Origin of the sequence: Nodosilinea sp. LEGE 06152, assembly GCF_015207525.1 — a bacterium.
Classification (GTDB): domain Bacteria; phylum Cyanobacteriota; class Cyanobacteriia; order Phormidesmidales; family Phormidesmidaceae; genus Nodosilinea.
Map to the genome: position 1 here is coordinate 478,568 of NZ_JADEWR010000001.1, position 16,083 is coordinate 494,650.

The 16,083-nt window shown below is 59.9% G+C and carries 17 protein-coding genes; 10 read left to right on the plus strand and 7 right to left on the minus strand.

Annotated elements, in window-relative coordinates:
- Window positions 1–225: 225 nt before the first annotated feature.
- Entirely contained in the window at window positions 226–1,284 is a 1,059-nt protein-coding gene (gene trpD, locus IQ265_RS02260; protein WP_194050637.1) for an anthranilate phosphoribosyltransferase, read from the plus strand.
- Window positions 1,285–1,357: 73 nt separating this feature from the next.
- On the opposite strand, the gene IQ265_RS02265 is transcribed toward trpD, so the two are convergent.
- The 4 genes from IQ265_RS02265 to IQ265_RS02280 form a co-directional block, all read right to left on the minus strand.
- On the minus strand, window positions 1,358–1,561 hold the full coding sequence (locus tag IQ265_RS02265) for a hypothetical protein (RefSeq protein WP_194050568.1): 204 nt from the start codon (window positions 1,559–1,561) through the stop codon (window positions 1,358–1,360).
- Window positions 1,562–1,609: 48 nt separating this feature from the next.
- Window positions 1,610–2,215 (minus strand): rhomboid family intramembrane serine protease, encoded by a 606-nt coding sequence (locus tag IQ265_RS02270; RefSeq protein WP_228037470.1) that lies wholly within the window; start codon window positions 2,213–2,215, stop codon window positions 1,610–1,612.
- 30 nt (window positions 2,216–2,245) lie between these two features.
- Window positions 2,246–3,856 (minus strand): NAD(P)H-hydrate dehydratase, encoded by a 1,611-nt coding sequence (locus tag IQ265_RS02275; RefSeq protein ID WP_194050569.1) that lies wholly within the window; start codon window positions 3,854–3,856, stop codon window positions 2,246–2,248.
- Between the two features lie 66 nt (window positions 3,857–3,922).
- The gene (locus IQ265_RS02280; RefSeq protein ID WP_194050570.1) at window positions 3,923–4,831 is read right to left on the minus strand and encodes a hypothetical protein; all 909 of its coding nucleotides are present in this window, start codon (window positions 4,829–4,831) and stop codon (window positions 3,923–3,925) included.
- 562 nt (window positions 4,832–5,393) lie between these two features.
- Here IQ265_RS02280 and pip point away from each other — a divergent pair.
- Window positions 5,394–6,341 (plus strand): prolyl aminopeptidase, encoded by a 948-nt coding sequence (gene pip, locus IQ265_RS02285; protein WP_194050571.1) that lies wholly within the window; start codon window positions 5,394–5,396, stop codon window positions 6,339–6,341.
- A gap of 166 nt (window positions 6,342–6,507) precedes the next feature.
- Here pip and IQ265_RS02290 read toward each other — a convergent pair whose 3' ends face one another.
- Window positions 6,508–6,993 carry a hypothetical protein gene (locus IQ265_RS02290; protein ID WP_194050572.1) on the minus strand — a complete coding sequence of 162 codons (486 nt, stop codon included), beginning with the start codon at window positions 6,991–6,993 and terminating at the stop codon, window positions 6,508–6,510.
- An 89-nt stretch (window positions 6,994–7,082) separates the two neighbouring features.
- Entirely contained in the window at window positions 7,083–7,757 is a 675-nt protein-coding gene (locus IQ265_RS02295) for a diacylglycerol/polyprenol kinase family protein (protein WP_194050573.1), read from the minus strand.
- Between the two features lie 73 nt (window positions 7,758–7,830).
- Between IQ265_RS02295 and pyrH the strand changes: the two genes are divergently transcribed.
- Entirely contained in the window at window positions 7,831–8,559 is a 729-nt protein-coding gene (pyrH, locus tag IQ265_RS02300; protein ID WP_194050639.1) for a UMP kinase, read from the plus strand.
- Window positions 8,549–9,109 carry a ribosome recycling factor gene (gene frr / locus IQ265_RS02305; RefSeq protein ID WP_194050574.1) on the plus strand — a complete coding sequence of 187 codons (561 nt, stop codon included), beginning with the start codon at window positions 8,549–8,551 and terminating at the stop codon, window positions 9,107–9,109. Before pyrH ends, frr begins: the two co-directional genes overlap by 11 nt.
- 39 nt (window positions 9,110–9,148) lie before the next feature.
- Here frr and IQ265_RS02310 read toward each other — a convergent pair whose 3' ends face one another.
- Window positions 9,149–9,307, minus strand: coding sequence for a family 2 glycosyl transferase (locus IQ265_RS02310; RefSeq protein WP_194050575.1), 159 nt, complete (start codon window positions 9,305–9,307; stop codon window positions 9,149–9,151).
- 857 nt (window positions 9,308–10,164) lie between these two features.
- Here IQ265_RS02310 and aroF point away from each other — a divergent pair.
- From aroF to IQ265_RS02340, 6 genes are all read left to right on the plus strand, one after another.
- On the plus strand, window positions 10,165–11,076 hold the full coding sequence (gene aroF / locus IQ265_RS02315; RefSeq protein ID WP_194050576.1) for a 3-deoxy-7-phosphoheptulonate synthase: 912 nt from the start codon (window positions 10,165–10,167) through the stop codon (window positions 11,074–11,076).
- 214 nt (window positions 11,077–11,290) lie between these two features.
- Entirely contained in the window at window positions 11,291–12,100 is an 810-nt protein-coding gene (locus IQ265_RS02320) for a DUF2993 domain-containing protein (RefSeq protein WP_347404897.1), read from the plus strand.
- Between the two features lie 125 nt (window positions 12,101–12,225).
- Window positions 12,226–12,885 (plus strand): MotA/TolQ/ExbB proton channel family protein, encoded by a 660-nt coding sequence (locus IQ265_RS02325; RefSeq protein ID WP_194050577.1) that lies wholly within the window; start codon window positions 12,226–12,228, stop codon window positions 12,883–12,885.
- The gene (locus tag IQ265_RS02330) at window positions 12,882–14,156 is read left to right on the plus strand and encodes an NAD(P)/FAD-dependent oxidoreductase (protein ID WP_347404898.1); all 1,275 of its coding nucleotides are present in this window, start codon (window positions 12,882–12,884) and stop codon (window positions 14,154–14,156) included. Before IQ265_RS02325 ends, IQ265_RS02330 begins: the two co-directional genes overlap by 4 nt.
- 154 nt (window positions 14,157–14,310) lie before the next feature.
- Window positions 14,311–15,423 (plus strand): SDR family oxidoreductase, encoded by a 1,113-nt coding sequence (locus tag IQ265_RS02335; RefSeq protein WP_194050578.1) that lies wholly within the window; start codon window positions 14,311–14,313, stop codon window positions 15,421–15,423.
- Window positions 15,424–15,481: 58 nt separating this feature from the next.
- Window positions 15,482–16,015: a GNAT family protein gene (locus IQ265_RS02340; protein WP_194050579.1), complete on the plus strand. Its 534-nt coding sequence runs from the start codon at window positions 15,482–15,484 to the stop codon at window positions 16,013–16,015.
- Window positions 16,016–16,083: the final 68 nt, after the last annotated feature.

Genomic DNA, 16,083 nt, shown 5'->3' on the forward strand with positions numbered 1-16,083 from the left:
CGTCAGCGGCACCCAGCAAAAGGTTGCTGCCGGTAGGGTTTAAGTCGGATTCCTTAACCCACAGGGCCGCTAACAAAGGGTGAAGCCAGGGATGGTGACTGGTATCCCTGGGGCGATCGCGCCTTAGCCCTGGAGTTCGCGCTCGCGGGGACGTTCTGGGCGAAAATAGGGAGGCTAATTCTAAATTTGTACCCCTACCCAGGAGCCCAAGCCGTGACCCAAGCCATGCCTGCCGCCATTGCCCAAGACTGGTCGGCCCTACTGCAGCGTCTCATCACTGGGGAGTCGCTGAGCCAAGAGCAGGCCGAAACCCTGATGCGTGGCTGGCTGAGTGAAGACATCCCGGAGGCGGTGTCGGGTGGGCTGCTGGCGGCGCTCCAGGCTAAAGGCGTTTCTGCGGCCGAACTGGCGGGCATGGCGCGGGTGTTGCAGGGGCAATCTTTGGGGGGCAAGGGCAAAATTTATCACCCCACCCCCTGTATTGACACCTGTGGCACGGGCGGCGACGGGGCACACACCTTCAACATTTCGACCTGCGTGGCCTTTATAGCGGCGGCGGCGGGGGTGAGGGTAGCCAAGCACGGCAACCGTTCGGCCTCTAGCAAAGTGGGGTCTGCCGATGTGCTTGAAGCCCTGGGCGTTAACCTGGGGGCCGACCCCGAACGGGTCAAGGCCGCACTCGATGAGGTGGGGGTGACGTTTTTGTTTGCGCGGGGCTGGCACCCGGCGATGAAGGCGGTAGCTCCCCTGCGCAGTGCTCTCAAGGTGCGCACGGTGTTCAACCTGCTGGGGCCGCTGGTCAACCCGCTGCAGCCGACCGGCCAGGTGATTGGGGTCTATGATGCGGCAGTGGTGCCTGCGATGGCCGAGGCGCTTAACCAGCTGGGCATTCCCCAGGCGATCGTGCTGCACGGGCGTGAGCGGCTGGATGAAGCGGGTCTGGGCGACAAGACCGACCTGTCGGTAGTCGAAAACGGCCAGGTGACTAGCGCTGTAATCGATCCTCAGGCTTTAGGGCTAGCGGTGGCTCCCCTCAGCGCCCTACGCGGCGGCGAAGTAGAAGAAAATGTGGCGATTATGACGGCAATTCTTCAGGGTAAAGGTACCCAGGCTCAGCAGGATGTGGTGGCCCTGAATGCGGCCCTGGCGCTTAAGGTCGGCGAAAAGGTACAAGCTGATTCTCTGGAAGATTCCATTGCCGAAGGTACTGCCCTGGCCAAAGATATTCTCGCCAGCGGAGCCGCCTGGGAGAAACTGCAGGCCCTGGTGGCATTTCTGGCGTAGGAGACTCGGTGGCTTCGACTCCGCCCTGGCTGATGTTCCCGGTGGCTGAGCGGAGTCGAAGCCACCGAGAACATCAGCCGTCGGGGAACTGCCAGCAGGGGATGTGCTTGACTCGGCGGCTGCCGCAGGCGCAAGCTAGATTTTCGGCGTCGGAGGCCATCCAAGTCTCGTCGCAGTCGCGGCAGTGACAGAGAATGTTGTTGAGGTTCGCCTGAGCCAACCCAAAGCGCCAGCGCTCTAGCTCGTCGGGGGTGAAGTGGGAGGGGGAGTCGGGCATTGGGGTTTTGGGGTGGCGACTGGGGAGCAAAAGACCGGGGGGCGATCGCTAAAAGCCTGAGTTATACCGCACCCATTCGAGCATGATATCTAGCTTGCGGGCTACAATCACGCCCGCTAAAAAGCCCATGCCGTGGCCGACCCACGACTTGCCTCGCTGAAGCGGCAGCAGACCCCACAGGGCGCTGCCGTAGAGTAGCCCTACTACAACCGCCGCTGCGATCGCCGCCGGGCTGCGTTCAAAATAGCCCCGCAGCAAGATATAGCCCAGGTAGCCAAATACCACCCCGCTGGCCCCCAGGTGGCGGGTGCCGGGGCGGCCCAGCAGCCAAATGCCCACGCCGCTAAACAGCCAGCAAAACACCGTCACCAGCGTCAGCACCTCTAACCCCTGAAGCAAAATAATGGTGCCCAAAATCGCCAGGGGACCAGAGTTAGCGGCCAGGTGGCCAAAGCCACCGTGGAGCAGGGGGGCGATCGCAATGCCCGGTATTCCCTCCAGGCTGCGGGGCCGAATGCTGAGCCGATTGAGCAAGCGCCGCCCGGTGACAAAATCGACGATGGCGAGTGCCCACATCAGCACCAGCAGGTAGGCCAGCAGCATAATGCCCTCGCGAAAACCCTCGGGCAGCGTTATGGAGTCAAAGGAAAACAAGGCTAGGGGCGGCTACAGTAAGTACGCTCCTCAGGCTAGCACCTGGGCCAGCACCGGGTTGAGGTATTGGGCCAGCTGGGTGCCATCAACCCCCAAAACTGTGCGATCGGCGGCGGCGGTGCGAGCGGCCAGGCCGTGCCACCAGGCTCCTACCAGGGCCGCATCGCGGGCTAAATCGAGCGGATTGTCTGCTGTATTAGACTCGGTTTGGGCCAGCAGGCCGCCAACTAAGCCCGTCAGCAAGTCGCCGCTGCCGCCTCGGGCCAAGGCCGGGGTGCTCTCAGGTACGTACCACAGCTCGCCGTCGGGATGGGCGATCGCCGTGCAGGCCCCCTTGAGCAGCACCACGGCACCGCTCTGGTGCGCCGCCGCCAGGGCCGCTGCTCCGGCATCGTCACTGGCGGCGAGCTGTTTGGGAAACAGCCGTTTAAACTCGCCCCGGTGCGGCGTGAGAACTGTTGGGGCCGTTCGACTCGATAGGGTATCTACGCCGCCTAGCTCCGCCAGCAGGTTGAGGCCGTCGGCATCGAGCAGCAGGGGGGCAGCGCTGTTTAAAACAGACTGGACAGCGGGCATGGCGCTGCGGCTGAGGCCAGGCCCACAGGCGATCGCATCGTAGTGGCTCAGATCGAGGTCGTTGGGCAGACGGGCGATCGCACCGTCGTTGGTTTCGGGGCAGCCCAGCACCAGCGCCTCGGGCAGTTGAGCCACCACCATCAGCCGTAGCGACTCGGGCACCGCCAGGGTGAGCATGCCCACCCCGCTGGCCCTTGCGCCCAGGGCCGTCAGCAGGGCAGCCCCGGCATAGGGTCGCGAGCCCGCCACCAGCAAGAGATGCCCAACTCGGTACTTGTGGGTATCGGGCTGCCGGGGCAGGGGCAGTTTGGCGCGCAGGTTCGTCAGCGTGGCCCGTCGCACCGGGGGCAAAAGATCTAGGACGGCGGCGATCGCCTGGGGCGGAATGTCGAAGTCAATCAGGTGGGACTGCCCCAGGTAGGTCAGTGCCCCATCCTGGCAGAAGGCCCGCTTCCACAGGCCGAGGCAAAGGGTATGGGTCGCTCGCACCGCCGTCCCTAGCACCGCCCCCGTGTCGGTATGCAGACCCGAGGGCAAATCGATGCTCACCACCGGACAGTCGAGCCCGTTGATGGCAGCTACAACCTCGGCGATCGCCCCTTCGATCGGGCGCTCCAGGCCAAAGCCAAACAGCCCATCGATGAGCAGGTCGCAGGGGGCGATCGCCGCCACAGCTTCGGCGACTGGCATACCCAGGTAATCTAGATACCGCAGATGGTCGGCGGTTAGCGGTTTGAGGCGGCTCACTGGGCTGTACACCTGCACCTCGTAGCCCTGGGTCGCCAGCTCGCGCGCCACCACTAGGGCATCGCCGCCGTTGTGCCCCGGCCCAGCTATAACCCCCACCCGTGGGCAGCGCTGCAGCGGAAAGTGCTGGATAACCCAGGCGGCAATGCGGCCCGCCACCTTTTCCATCAGCGCCGCCACGGGCATACCGGCCGCGAACAGCTGCCCTTCAATGGCCCGCATTTGCTCGGCGGTGACGACTCGATCCAGCGAGCCATCAAAAAGCCCGCCCAACGTGACCTTGACGGTTGCTGTAGCGGGCCGATGGTCAAATTTCATAGATCAGGCCTTCAAAACCGAAGGCAGAGTCTCTACCGTTGCCAGCATTCTACCGCTGCCAGAACTCTAGCGCTGAAAGAAGACTCGGCTGTTGCCGATGCCCGACTCGCGGTAAAAGTCGTTCCAGCGATTGGCTAACCCGCGATCGGTAAAGGGCCCAACCGCCACGTGGGGGCCACGGGGCGACGTGCGCTGCTGCACGCGGTCGGGGGGAGTGCCCAGCTGAATCACCTGGCTGCTCAGGGTGCCCAGATTGCTGGAGTCGGTCGGAATCACCACGTAGTAGGGGGCGCTAAACGACTCAGTAACCGGAGGTGCCCCAGCCGGTGGCGGAATCGCAACCCCAGCACCGGGAGCGGGCGGCACGCCGTAGTTTAGCTCCTGGCCAAACTCCACGTTACCTGGGGTGGATGGCACCTGGGCTACACCAGGCGGCAGCGACGGTACCGGTACCCCTGAGGCATCCGGGGCTTGGGGAAAAGCCGCATCGGGCAGGGGCGGCAGGTCGCCATTGGAGGCGTAGACATTGTTGGGCAGAGCGGCCGTTGGCGCGTAGTAGGGCACCGCAGCGGCCACCTGGGCCATCTCGGCGGTTACCCCCAGCGCACTCAAATCAGTTATTCGCTGTTGGGCGTTGCCGGTCATATTAAACCGCCCGGCCTGAATCACCGATCGCCCCTGGAAAGTCGTGCGAAACGCCGTCGGCTCGACCTGGCGCACCTGGCTCAGCACGGTATCGCTGGTGTCGTTGACATAGATCAAATACTGCTGGCCGCTGGTGGGCACCTGGGGCAGCGCGGCCCCAGACACGGGAGCGGCGGCGGGTACCGGCATCACCCCCGCAGGCAGCGGCGGCACCGCCTCATACCCCTGGCTTAGTCCGTGGGGGGCAACACCTAAAACTGCTATAACAGCGGCGATTCCCGCCGGAATTGCTGTGCGAACTAACCCTTTTGAATTATTCTGCTTTGCCATCACGACTCCTGCCCATTGCTGCTAGGGTGAACCGGCAGACGGTCAAGCATTAACGCCTTATTTGCCCGTCCTCTCATATGTCTTGAGGATGTTAGCGCAGATTTCAAAAACCGCATCGTTTTACTGCCAACTTCGCGCTAGCACAGACCCTACAGCCGCTTTGGTGATCCGCATCACCTGTTACAACCTGCAACATCACCGGGAGAAGGGCCTGTCAGTCACCCGTAGTAAATGTGTCGTTTCTTACCATAGGGTCAGCTCTGCAACAGTAAGTGCTATGGCTAACCCCTGCAGCAAACCCCTCAAAGGCAATCCGTTTACCACTCAGCGCGACCCGCACACTGGGGAGTGGCAGGTGGTAAAGACTCTCCCCAGGAATCGGCAGTAATTCCTGGGGATGTTATATCGAAGGGGTTACGGGTTGGGTGCCAAGGTGCAGCAGCTCTGTCGCTACCCTCCTCAGAGAGAGGTGAAGGACATCTACAGTAGCCATGCTAGAGCCAGGGTAGCTGGGCTATAGTGTGGCTCTCTCCCTGTAGCCTGGACGCATTAAACGACTGCCATGCGCCAACTGTATCCGCCCATTGAGCCTTATCGAGCTGAATATTTGGCTGTATCAGACCAGCATCAGCTCTACGTAGAGCAGGCGGGCAACCCTGAGGGTAAGCCCGTTGTTTTTTTGCACGGAGGGCCAGGGGGCGGCACTAACCCGACCTATCGCCAATTTTTTGACCCCCAGCGCTGGCGCATTGTGCTATTTGACCAGCGGGGCTGCGGCAAAAGCTTTCCCTACGCCAGCCTAGACGACAACACCACCTGGGACCTGGTTGGCGATATCGAAAAAATTCGCGCTCACTTGGGCATCGATCGCTGGACAGTGTTTGGCGGCAGCTGGGGCAGCACCCTGGCCTTGGCCTACGCTCAAACCCACCCCGATCGCTGCGCTGGCCTAATTTTGCGCGGCATTTTTACCCTGCGGCAGCGAGAGATTCGCTGGTTTTACCAGGATGGGGCCAGCTACCTCTACCCCGACGCCTGGGAGCAGTACCTCGCCCCCATTCCAGAGGCAGAGCGCGACGATTTGGTGACCGCCTACTACCGCCGCCTCACCAGCGACAACGCCGAAGAACGCCTGGTTGCCGCTCGCGCCTGGGCCGTGTGGGAGGCCAGCACCAGCAAGCTCGTGCCCGACCCCGGCCTGCTCCACCACTTCAGCGAAGACGAGTTTGCGGTGGCCTTTGCCCGCATCGAGTGCCACTACTTTATCAATCGCGGCTTTTTCGACACCGACGACCACATTCTGCGCCAGGTGCACCGCATTCGCCACATCCCCGGCGTAATTGTGCAGGGCCGCTACGACATCGTCTGCCCCGCCACCACCGCCTGGGAACTGCACCGCGCCTGGCCCGAGGCCCAGTTTGTCATGGTGCCCGCCGCCGGGCATTCCGCCCTGGAGCCTGGCATTACCCATGCGTTGATTGAAGCAACCGATGAGTTTGCTCGCAGGTAGAGGTGAGGGGTGAGAGTGGATAAATTCAAAATTCAAAATTCAAAGTGCAAAATTCAAAGTGCAAAATTTTGAATTCTCAATTTTGAATTTTGAACCTCCACCCTTCTACCCCCTTCGACTTCGCTCAGGGACCGCTACCCATCCACCCGCCTACCCATCCACCCKTCTACCCCAACGCCCGCCGCGCGATCCATCGCTGCACGCTCCACAGCCCCCCGGCAACTACCGCCCCTAGCCACAGGCCTCGGCCCAGCTGGGTGTGGCCGTCGAGCAGGCACCAGCCGCCCAGCAGGCCCAGGCCCAGGGTGCTGGCTGCTACGGCGCTCAGCATGGCCCGTAGGGCACCGTGGGTGGCCACCACTTGCTCGGCTAAGTTGTCGGGGGGGGAGCCCGTGGCCAGGGTTTTGGCTGCCGCCTGAAACGACTCGTAGCGGGCGGGCTCAACTTGGTAGTAGGTGCCTAACTCTTCGTCGCGGAGGGCGGATACGGTATAGAGCCCAAACTGCTTGGCCTGGGCGATCGCGTCGCGAATTTGCTGCCGGGTGGCGACTGGCCCCAGGGCTTCAAACACCGACTGCCGGTATACGCCGGTTTTGGCCATAGTCAGCACGCGATCGGTGAGTTCGAGGGGGGAGAAAGGGGGAGCATTCACGGGTTAGCAACTCCTGCGGCCTGGGTAACCGTGCAATCAGAAAACTTGTACTACCTGATAGTACGAAAAACCAGCGCCGATCGCACCCCTCACCCCATCCACCCCATCAGCGCGTAGGCCAGCGCCGCGCTGCCCAGGGGTACAGTCAGGTTGTCGAGACCGTAGAACGAGAGGGTTTCGAGCAGGGTGGCGGCGATCGCGACCACCAGCGCCGTGCCCCAAACGGCACCTGTAAACCCCGCCGTTGCCCCGAGCACGAGAAAGCACACCAGAAAGCTGGCCAGAGCCATGGTCAAACTGCCTTCCCAGCTTTTTTGGTTGCCCAACAGCTGGTAGGGATGACGGCCAAAGTTTTGGCCGATTAAAGCGGCCATGCCGTCGCCCCAGGTCATCACTAAAATGCCCAGGGCCGCGTACTGGGGCAGGCCCACTGGCCAAAAGGCTGCCGTCAGTATGCCAATGCTGGCTGCGTAAAAAAAAGTACCTAAGCTTTGCCGCCCCACCCCGTTAATACCCGGTAACAGGGGGAATCGGTAGGACAGCAGCGCCACAGCACTGGATACCACTGCTGCCGCTATGCCAATCCAGGCGGGAGTCTGTAGCCACCAGGCCAGCAAAATGACGTGCCCAGCCCCAATGTGAACAATTTTTCGAGTAATTTCGTTGTCAATGGCGGTGGTGCGTCGCAGCCCTTCGGCCACTCCCCCAACTACCGCCAACCAGGCAGCTACCAGTCCAATTTGCACGAGCGCAGTGGCCATCATGGCAGGGGAAGCAAGTATAGTGGGGTGGGACTTCTAGACCTTACTACACCAGCTTCCTATGGATGCAACCTATATGGATAAACCCTATAAGCGCGTACTGCTAAAACTGAGCGGCGAAGCCCTGATGGGCGATATGGACTACGGTATCGATCAGAACATTGTAGAAGCCATTACCACGGAGATTGCTGAGGTCGTTAAAGAAGAGATTGAAATCGCCATTGTCGTTGGTGCGGGCAACATCTTTAGGGGCATCAAAGGCTCGGCCTCGGGCATGGATCGGGCCACCGCCGACTACATCGGCATGATCGCCACCGTGATGAACGCCATGACCCTACAAGACTCGCTGGAGCGCATGGGGGTGCCCACCCGAGTGCAGACCGCGATCGCCATGCAGGAGGTCGCCGAACCCTACATTCGCCGCCGCGCCATTCGCCACCTGGAAAAAAACCGGGTGGTTATTTTTGGAGCCGGTTCCGGCAATCCGTTCTTTACGACCGACACCACAGCGGCTCTGCGGGCGGCGGAAATCAACGCCGAGGTGGTATTCAAAGCGACCAAGGTTGACGGCGTTTACGATTCTGATCCTAAACTAAACCCAGACGCCAAGCGCTACCGCACCCTCACCTACGGCCACGTGCTCAAGCACGACCTCAAAGTGATGGATAGCACCGCGATCGCTCTGTGCAAGGACAACAAGATCCCTATCATGGTATTTGACCTGTCGGTGCCCGGAAACATCAAGCGAGCGCTGATGGGCGAACCTATCGGCACGATTGTAGGAGAAGACTGTGATGTCAGTTGACGATATTTTGCTCGAAACCGAAGACCAGATGCAGAAGTCCATTGAGGCGACTCAGCGCAACTTCAACACCATTCGCACGGGTCGCGCTAACGCCTCTCTGCTCGATCGCATCGAGATCGACTACTACGGCGCGCAGACTCCCCTCAAGCAGATGGCCAACATCTCCACTCCCGATGCCACCACGCTGATGATTCAGCCCTACGATGCCAGCAGCCTGACTACGATCGAGAAGGCGATCTCGATGTCAGACGTAGGCCTCACCCCTAACAACGATGGGCGAGTCATTCGTCTCAACATTCCGCCATTGACCAGCGAGCGCCGTAAAGAGTTTGTCAAAACGGCGGGCAAAGTGGCCGAAGAGGGGCGTGTCTCCATTCGCAACCAGCGGCGCAACGGCATCGACGCTGTGAAAAAGCTAGAGAAAGCTAGCGACATCTCCGAGGACGAGTCGCGCGATGCCCAGGACGAGATTCAGAAGCTGACCGACAAATACATCGCCAAGCTCGACGAAGCCCTAGCCGCCAAAGAAAAAGACATCATGACCGTATGACGCAGGTCACTACGCCAGGGAAGGCGATTGATCTCACCTCTACGCCGCACACCCCGGCCTGACAAAATAGGCTAGATGCATAGGGTAGCCTTCGGCGTAGAGCTTGTCCACCCGGTTTTGAGCTATTTCTAGACTTTGAAATACGTCTAAAACGGTTTCTCTACCGTTGGCATAGCGAACGCAAAGTTCCCAAACCATAGCGATCTCCCTGGTGGCTATCCCCAAAAAAGGCGGGTTTGACTTCATGGCCCCTTCACGGCTGGGCCAGGTGTCTTTATCCTAGGTTTAAGGGCCGGAGATGTACTCCGGGAAATCCATGAATTTGGGCCTTCCGTAGATTTTGGGAGAATGCCCCTGACTGAGTTGGGCAAACGCCGTTTGCCCCTGCAGGTTGACTTGTTTGGGGACTGTTCAAAATTTTGGGCGGGCCTCATCCGTTGGTCTACTCAAGGGCCTGCATACCTTGTTGGATAGGCAGCCTGCCTGTCCAAGGTGGACGGTCGAGACGGCTATCAACCCAAGACTTTGCTCAATTGGGCTTGGACTGGGGCCAGTGTTTGGCCTCGGTTGACGCTTTCCTAAAGCCCTGCTAGATTGCAGATACGTTTTTACTTAACTCACGGCCATGCTGGCGTCAGTACGAGCATTTTATTTTTGGTGGCAGCCCCCGGTTCACAGGTCGTGAGCATCGTTTCTGTTGCCAACCCTGTGAACCGCGGAGCTTAGCCTCTGCGGTTTTGTTTTTTCTGGTTCTATTTCTGCCCTTAACCGATGCAAACCTCTATCCCTTGTTCGGTCATCAGTGTCCCTGGCACTACGTTGGCTGAGCGGAGTCGAAGCCAACGCCCTTCCAATATGTCCCCTTCGACTCCGCTCAGGGGACAGTTATGTTCGGTCTCGTCTAACTGGTACTACGGCTTTTTTTACACCACCGGGTCAGGCTTGTGGTGATAGGTCGTCCTATGCCGCTTACCTGACCCGGAGCCAACCGCTCCGGGTTTTTTGTTTTCTACCGCGATCGCTGTCTTCCTGTTCTTTACCTTAAGTTTTTAGCTATGAAAGACGCTGCTTTGACCCGTAAAGCTGACCCTGACCACCGTTCGGCGATCGCCCTCAGCGACACCGTTAGCGTGGGCGGCGACACCCTGCTGATTGTGGGCGGCCCCTGCGCCGTTGAAAGCGCTGCCCAAATGGAGCAGGTCGCTCAACATCTCTCGTCTACGCCAGTGCAGGCGCTACGGGGTGGGGTGTTCAAGCCGCGCACGTCGCCCTACGCCTTTCAGGGTATGGGAGAGGATGGGCTGCAAATTTTAGCCGATGTGCGCCAGCGGTTTCAGATGCCGGTGATTTCTGAAGTGATGGCGATCGACCAGATTGAGCTGATGGCCGACTATGTAGATGTCTTGCAGGTGGGCAGCCGCAATATGCAAAACTTTGACCTGCTCAAGGCCCTAGGCCGTACCACCAAGCCGGTGCTGCTCAAGCGGGGGCTGGCGGCCACTATCGAAGAGTTTGTGATGGCGGCGGAATACATTCTCAGCCACGGCAACCCCAGTGTGGTGCTCTGCGAGCGGGGCATTCGCAGCTTTGACCCCTACACCCGCAACGTGCTGGACCTGGGGGCCGTGGTGGCGCTGAAGCAGATTACCCACCTGCCGGTGATGGTTGACCCCAGCCACGCCGCTGGCAAACGCGAGCTGGTACCTGCTCTGGCTCGGGCCGCGATCGCCGCCGGGGCCGACGGACTGATTATAGAATGCCATCCGGTGCCCGATGAGTCGGTGTCGGATGCACGCCAGGCCCTTACCCTAGACGAGATGGCCACCCTCGCCCGCAGCCTCGACCCGATCGCGGCCGCGCTGGGTCGCCGTATAGCCTCTGCAGATACAGCTTTGAGGCCAGAGCCAGGGGAGGTCGCAGGGGCGATTCTCTTTCGGGGAGACTCTGCCAACGCGATCGCGGCCTAGGGTGTACCATCAATTCTGGGCAAAACCCTCAGGACATTAGCATGGCAACACTCGAGCCTAAAACTAGGCTCGGGGCTGTAACGGTTATTCCTTGGGCCATCAGCGGCTTATTAATGGCAGCTCCTAAGTTCGGTTATCAGTATCTCCAATGACAGGCATTAGCAATGCTACTGTCATTGGGCTTCATATTTTGTTACAACAGTAGGGGAATTAGGTGGTACTAACCTCTATGTTCGGTGGCTTTACCGGGTTTCAATCCAAAGGGTCCAATGACTTTGGCGAACGGATGATCAACTCTGTGGCTACCCAGTCGCTGCGGCATCTGTTTAGCAGCAGTGATGCTGTGGAGGTGGCGGTGCGCTGCTCCCCTCCCAGCAAGCTGCTGCAGGGCACGATCGACAGCTTTCGAATGGAAGGGCGCGGTCTGATCATTCGCAAAGAGTTTGAGGCCGCTGAGATGATGTTTGAGACCGATGCGGTGTCGATCGACGTTGGCTCGGCCATCAGCGGCAAGATTCGCTTGCGCCAGCCCACCCAGGCCGTGGCCCAGGTGGTGTTAAACGAAGACGCCATCAACCGAGCCTTTGAGGCCGAGCTGGTGCGACAGCATTTGGAGGGGGTCACCGACGATGCGGTAACCTCGCTCTCGGGGGGCGATCCCGTAACGTTTCGCGATGTCTATATCACCCTGATGCCTGAGCAGGCCGTCAAGATTACGGCCAAGACCGACCTGCCCAACCGCAAGGATGTACCCATTCAGCTGTTGGCCAAGGTCACCGTAGAGAAACGGCGGCGGATTATTTTTGCCGATGCCGAATTTTTGCCCGACGGCATTTCTGACGATATGCTCCCGCTTTCGGAGACGCTGACTAAAGGCTTTGCCGAAGTGCTCAATCGGATGGTTGATCTAGAGCGCTTTAATCTCGATGGCGTTTTGCTGCGGGTCAATCGGCTTGAGACCAAAGGCAAGCAGCTCGTGTTCAGCGGCTACGCCCAGATCGAGCACTTTCCTGGCGCAGTGTAGGTACGGAGGGGGTCAAGGGTTCAAGGTGCAGGGTTCAAGCGGTGACCCTGAACCCTGTACCTTGAACCGCAAACCCACCTCGGCCAGTATCATAGTTGGGTTCTTGGGTTTAGGGCAGCGGCACTATGGCTAACTGGTTTGTGGCGGGGGGCATTGTGATGTGGCCGCTGCTGCTGTGCTCGCTGCTGACTCTGACGCTGGCGGTAGAGCGGGGCTGGTTTTGGTTGCAAACCAGTCGCCAGCAGCGGGGGCTGGTGCCCCAGGTGTTGAACGCTTTTGGCCAAAACCCTCAGCGGGCGATCGCCAAGCTCAAGCAGCACCAGCAGCTGCCCATTGCCCGCATCTTCTTGGCGGCGCTGACCATGGGCGACGCCACTCCCGAGGAATTTCGTTTGGCCTTAGAGAGCGCCGCCCAGGCCGAGCTGCCCCTGCTCAAGCGGTTTCAAACCCTGTTTGAGACGGTGGTGGGGGTAGCCCCGCTGCTGGGGTTGTTGGGTACGGTGCTGGGTCTGATGCAGGTCTTCTCGACCCTGCGCCTGGGCGAAACTAGCGGCCCAGCGGCCAGCGGCGTTACCTCGGGGGTAGGCGAGGCGCTGACCTCGACGGCGGCGGGGCTAGTGGTGGCGCTGGTGGCGCTGCTGCTGGCCAACCTGTTTCAGGGGTTGTACCGCCGCCAGCGGGCGTTTATTCAGGAGGCGGGGGGCAAGCTCGAAATTCTCCACCGCCGTGCCCAGCGCCAGGGCCAAAGCAGCACGACGGTTTATCTGCCGGGGCAAGTACCGTGAGCGATCGCCCGTTGCAGCCAGACCAGCCTCGGCACGCCTCGCTGATTGTGATTGGGGCGGGTGCCGCTGGGCTATTTGGGGCGATCGCCTGTGCCGAGGCCAACCCCAACGCCTCCATCCATATTTTTGAGGCGGGCCGCGAAGCCCTGGCCAAGGTGAGAATCTCCGGCGGTGGGCGCTGCAATGTCACCCACGCCTGCTTTGACCCCGCTGTGCTGGTCACCCACTACCCACGCGGTAGCAACGCCCTACGTGGCCCCTTCACTCGTTTTCAGCCCCAGGATACGGTGGCCTGGTTTGAGCAGCGGGGAGTGCGGCTCAAAACCGAGGCCGATGGCCGCATGTTTCCCACCACCGACGACTCGGGCACCATTGTGGACTGCCTGCTGGGGGAAGCCAGGCGGCTGGGCATTCGCATTTATACGGGTCAGGCGATTGCCCAAATTCACCACGATGACGATGGCTTTGGGCTCACCACCCGCGCCGGGGCCGAGTGGCGCTGCGACCAGCTGCTGCTGGCCACCGGCAGCAGCCCCAATGGCTACCGGCTGGCCCTCAAGCTGGGCCACGACCTAGTGCCCCCGGTACCCTCGCTGTTTACCTTTAACCTGCCCGACTCGGCCCTGCGCGAGCTGGCGGGGGTGTCGGTCGACACCGTGCAGCTCCATTTGGCCCTAGAGAATGCTCCGGTGCTCACCCAGAGCGGCCCGCTGCTGATTACCCACTGGGGGGTGAGCGGCCCGGCGGTGCTCAAGCTCTCGGCCTACGGGGCGGAGGGCCTGCACCGCCAGCGCTACCGAGCCACTCTAACGGTGAACTGGCTGCCTGCCCTCAAGCCAGACCAGGTGCGGCAAAAGCTGCTCACCCTCAAGCAGGAGCAGGGCAAGCGCCAGGTGGCGGCGTTTTCGCCGTTTCCAGAGCTGTCGCGGCGGCTGTGGCAGTATTTGGCCCAGCACCGAGCCAACCTGGGCACCAAGCTGAACTGGGCCGACCTGTCGAAGGCACAGCTGCAAACGCTGGTGAACGAGCTGACGCGGGGAGACTACGCGATCGCAGGTAAAGGCGTTTTCAAAGATGAGTTTGTCACCTGCGGCGGCATTCCCCTGGCCGAGGTTAACTTCAAAACTATGGAGAGTCGCCGCTGCCCAGGGCTATATTTTGCGGGCGAAATTCTCAATATCGACGGGATAACCGGCGGTTTTAACTTTCAAAGCGCCTGGACGACGGGCTGGCTGGCTGGGCAGGCGATCGCCGCTCAAGGGCGTGAATAGGGTTGTTATTAAAAAATCCAGGCTAAGCCTGCCCAAGCGAGAGGGCCTGCCCTCGAAAAACTGGCCTATCGATTGGGGCAGTTTTGCCCTGCGACGGAACATTTCATCGGCCAGCCCCCCTACAGTGAAAGCCGTACTGTAAAGGGGTTAGGGAATGGCTATCAACACTCCAGGTGTTTGGTTGGGGGCGATCGCGATCGCCTTGGTATTCGGCCTGCTGTGGTTGGTTCGCCGCTGGCGCGAACAGGGGTATGACCTGCGGGGCAAGGTTGTGTTAATTACCGGCGGCTCCCGCGGGCTGGGGCTGGTGATGGGGCGTCAGCTGGTGGAGGCTGGGGCCAGGCTGGCGATTTGCGCTCGGGATGAGGCCGAACTAGAGCGGGCGCAAACCGACCTGGTGCAGCGGGGCGGGGAGGTTTTAGCGCTGATCTGTGACGTGACCCACCAGACCCAGGTTGAGCAGATGGTGCAGCAGGTTAGCGAGCACTTTGGGACGATCGATGTTCTAATCAACAACGCTGGTACCGACATCGTGGGGCCATTAGAAAACATGACCATGCAGGACTTTGACGACCTGATGCAGCTGCATTTCTGGGCACCGCTCTACACCACCTATGCGGTGTTGCCTGGGATGCGCAATCGCCAGGCTGGGCGCATCGTCAACATATCGTCCGTCGGTGGTAAGGTCGTGTCGCCGCACATGGTGGCCTACTGCGCCAGCAAATTTGCCCTAACCGGGCTGTCAGCCGGTATGCGCGTCGAGCTGGCCAGGGCCGGCATTAGCGTTACCACCGTCTGCCCCGGGTTAATTTACACCGGCGTCAACGATCACGCACTGTTTAAGGGCCAGCGCCGCAAAGAGTACACCTGGTTTAGCATTAGCGAGTCGCTGCCGCTGGTCTCCGCCAGCCCAGAAAAAGTGGCTCGAGAAGCGATCGCCGGACTGCGTCGGGGCGCAGCCGAAGTGGTCGTGCCGCTGTACATTCTGCTTATGGCCCGGTTCTACGGCCTGTTTCCGGGGCTGATGACCAACCTGCTGATCTGGGGGAACTGGCTATTGCCGGGGCCAACTGAAGGCGGTGAGGAAAGGGCCTTTGGCCGAGACAGCCACTCTGGCTGGGCACCGTCTTGGCTGACCTATTTAAGCGATCGCGCCGCCCGACGCAATAACGAGCTGCCCGTCAACGAGCCCAAAGCGACAACCCAGGTAGAGCAAGTTGGCACCCGCGAACAACAGCCCGATGGCCAGACCGTTAATGAAATGTAGGCGGTAGCTGCTAAGGTTGCTTACTATAACTGGATGACATGTCTCAATTTTGTTGGATATGGAGCTTAACGTTCGTGATGGTTTCTACTTGACCAGTATTTGTTCCAACGACAAAGCTGCCTACTTGGAACATCTCAACGATAAAAGTGTTTCCGATGCAATTCCTGTTCTCCCTTACCCATATACCGAAGCTGCGGCAGATTGGTGGATACAACATCGGCTTGAATCTTTAAGTGAGAATGGAAAGGAAATATCTTTTGCACTTCGCAATTCTGAAGGTTATTTGATCGGTTCAATTGGTGTGGATGATTTTAGGATAGGGAGAACACATAGAGCAGAAGTTGGATACTGGCTAGCGACAGCTTACCGAGGTCAAGGGTTAATCAGTGATGCATTAGGGGTTTTTACTCGGTATGCATTTGATAATCTTGAAGTAACTCGTCTTACTGCTCACACTCTTGATTTCAATGCAGCATCAGCAAGAGTTTTGGAGAAAAATAATTTTAGGCTGGAGGGATGTTTAAGGCAGCACACTAAAACCCGAAACGGTGTGTTTGACACGCTCGCTTGGGGATTACTTCAGGGTGAGTGATATGAAAATTTCAGGCGTTGCTAATTCAAGGTATGAACCAATCCCTCTAGGTATTGGAACCCCGTTCA

Bases quoted from the DNA above. Each gene is read 5' to 3' on its own strand.
- IQ265_RS02310 (WP_194050575.1), bottom strand. From the start codon at position 9,307: ATGGTTTGGGAACTTTGCGTTCGCTATGCCAACGGTAGAGAAACCGTT.
- aroF (WP_194050576.1), top strand. From the start codon at position 10,165: ATGAAAGACGCTGCTTTGACCCGTAAAGCTGACCCTGACCACCGTTCG.
- pyrH (WP_194050639.1), top strand. From the start codon at position 7,831: ATGGATAAACCCTATAAGCGCGTACTGCTAAAACTGAGCGGCGAAGCC.
- IQ265_RS02335 (WP_194050578.1), top strand. From the start codon at position 14,311: ATGGCTATCAACACTCCAGGTGTTTGGTTGGGGGCGATCGCGATCGCC.
- IQ265_RS02265 (WP_194050568.1), bottom strand. From the start codon at position 1,561: ATGCCCGACTCCCCCTCCCACTTCACCCCCGACGAGCTAGAGCGCTGG.
- IQ265_RS02325 (WP_194050577.1), top strand. From the start codon at position 12,226: ATGGCTAACTGGTTTGTGGCGGGGGGCATTGTGATGTGGCCGCTGCTG.
- IQ265_RS02280 (WP_194050570.1), bottom strand. From the start codon at position 4,831: ATGGCAAAGCAGAATAATTCAAAAGGGTTAGTTCGCACAGCAATTCCG.
- trpD (WP_194050637.1), top strand. From the start codon at position 226: ATGCCTGCCGCCATTGCCCAAGACTGGTCGGCCCTACTGCAGCGTCTC.
- IQ265_RS02340 (WP_194050579.1), top strand. From the start codon at position 15,482: ATGGAGCTTAACGTTCGTGATGGTTTCTACTTGACCAGTATTTGTTCC.
- pip (WP_194050571.1), top strand. From the start codon at position 5,394: ATGCGCCAACTGTATCCGCCCATTGAGCCTTATCGAGCTGAATATTTG.
- IQ265_RS02275 (WP_194050569.1), bottom strand. From the start codon at position 3,856: ATGAAATTTGACCATCGGCCCGCTACAGCAACCGTCAAGGTCACGTTG.
- IQ265_RS02295 (WP_194050573.1), bottom strand. From the start codon at position 7,757: ATGATGGCCACTGCGCTCGTGCAAATTGGACTGGTAGCTGCCTGGTTG.
- frr (WP_194050574.1), top strand. From the start codon at position 8,549: ATGTCAGTTGACGATATTTTGCTCGAAACCGAAGACCAGATGCAGAAG.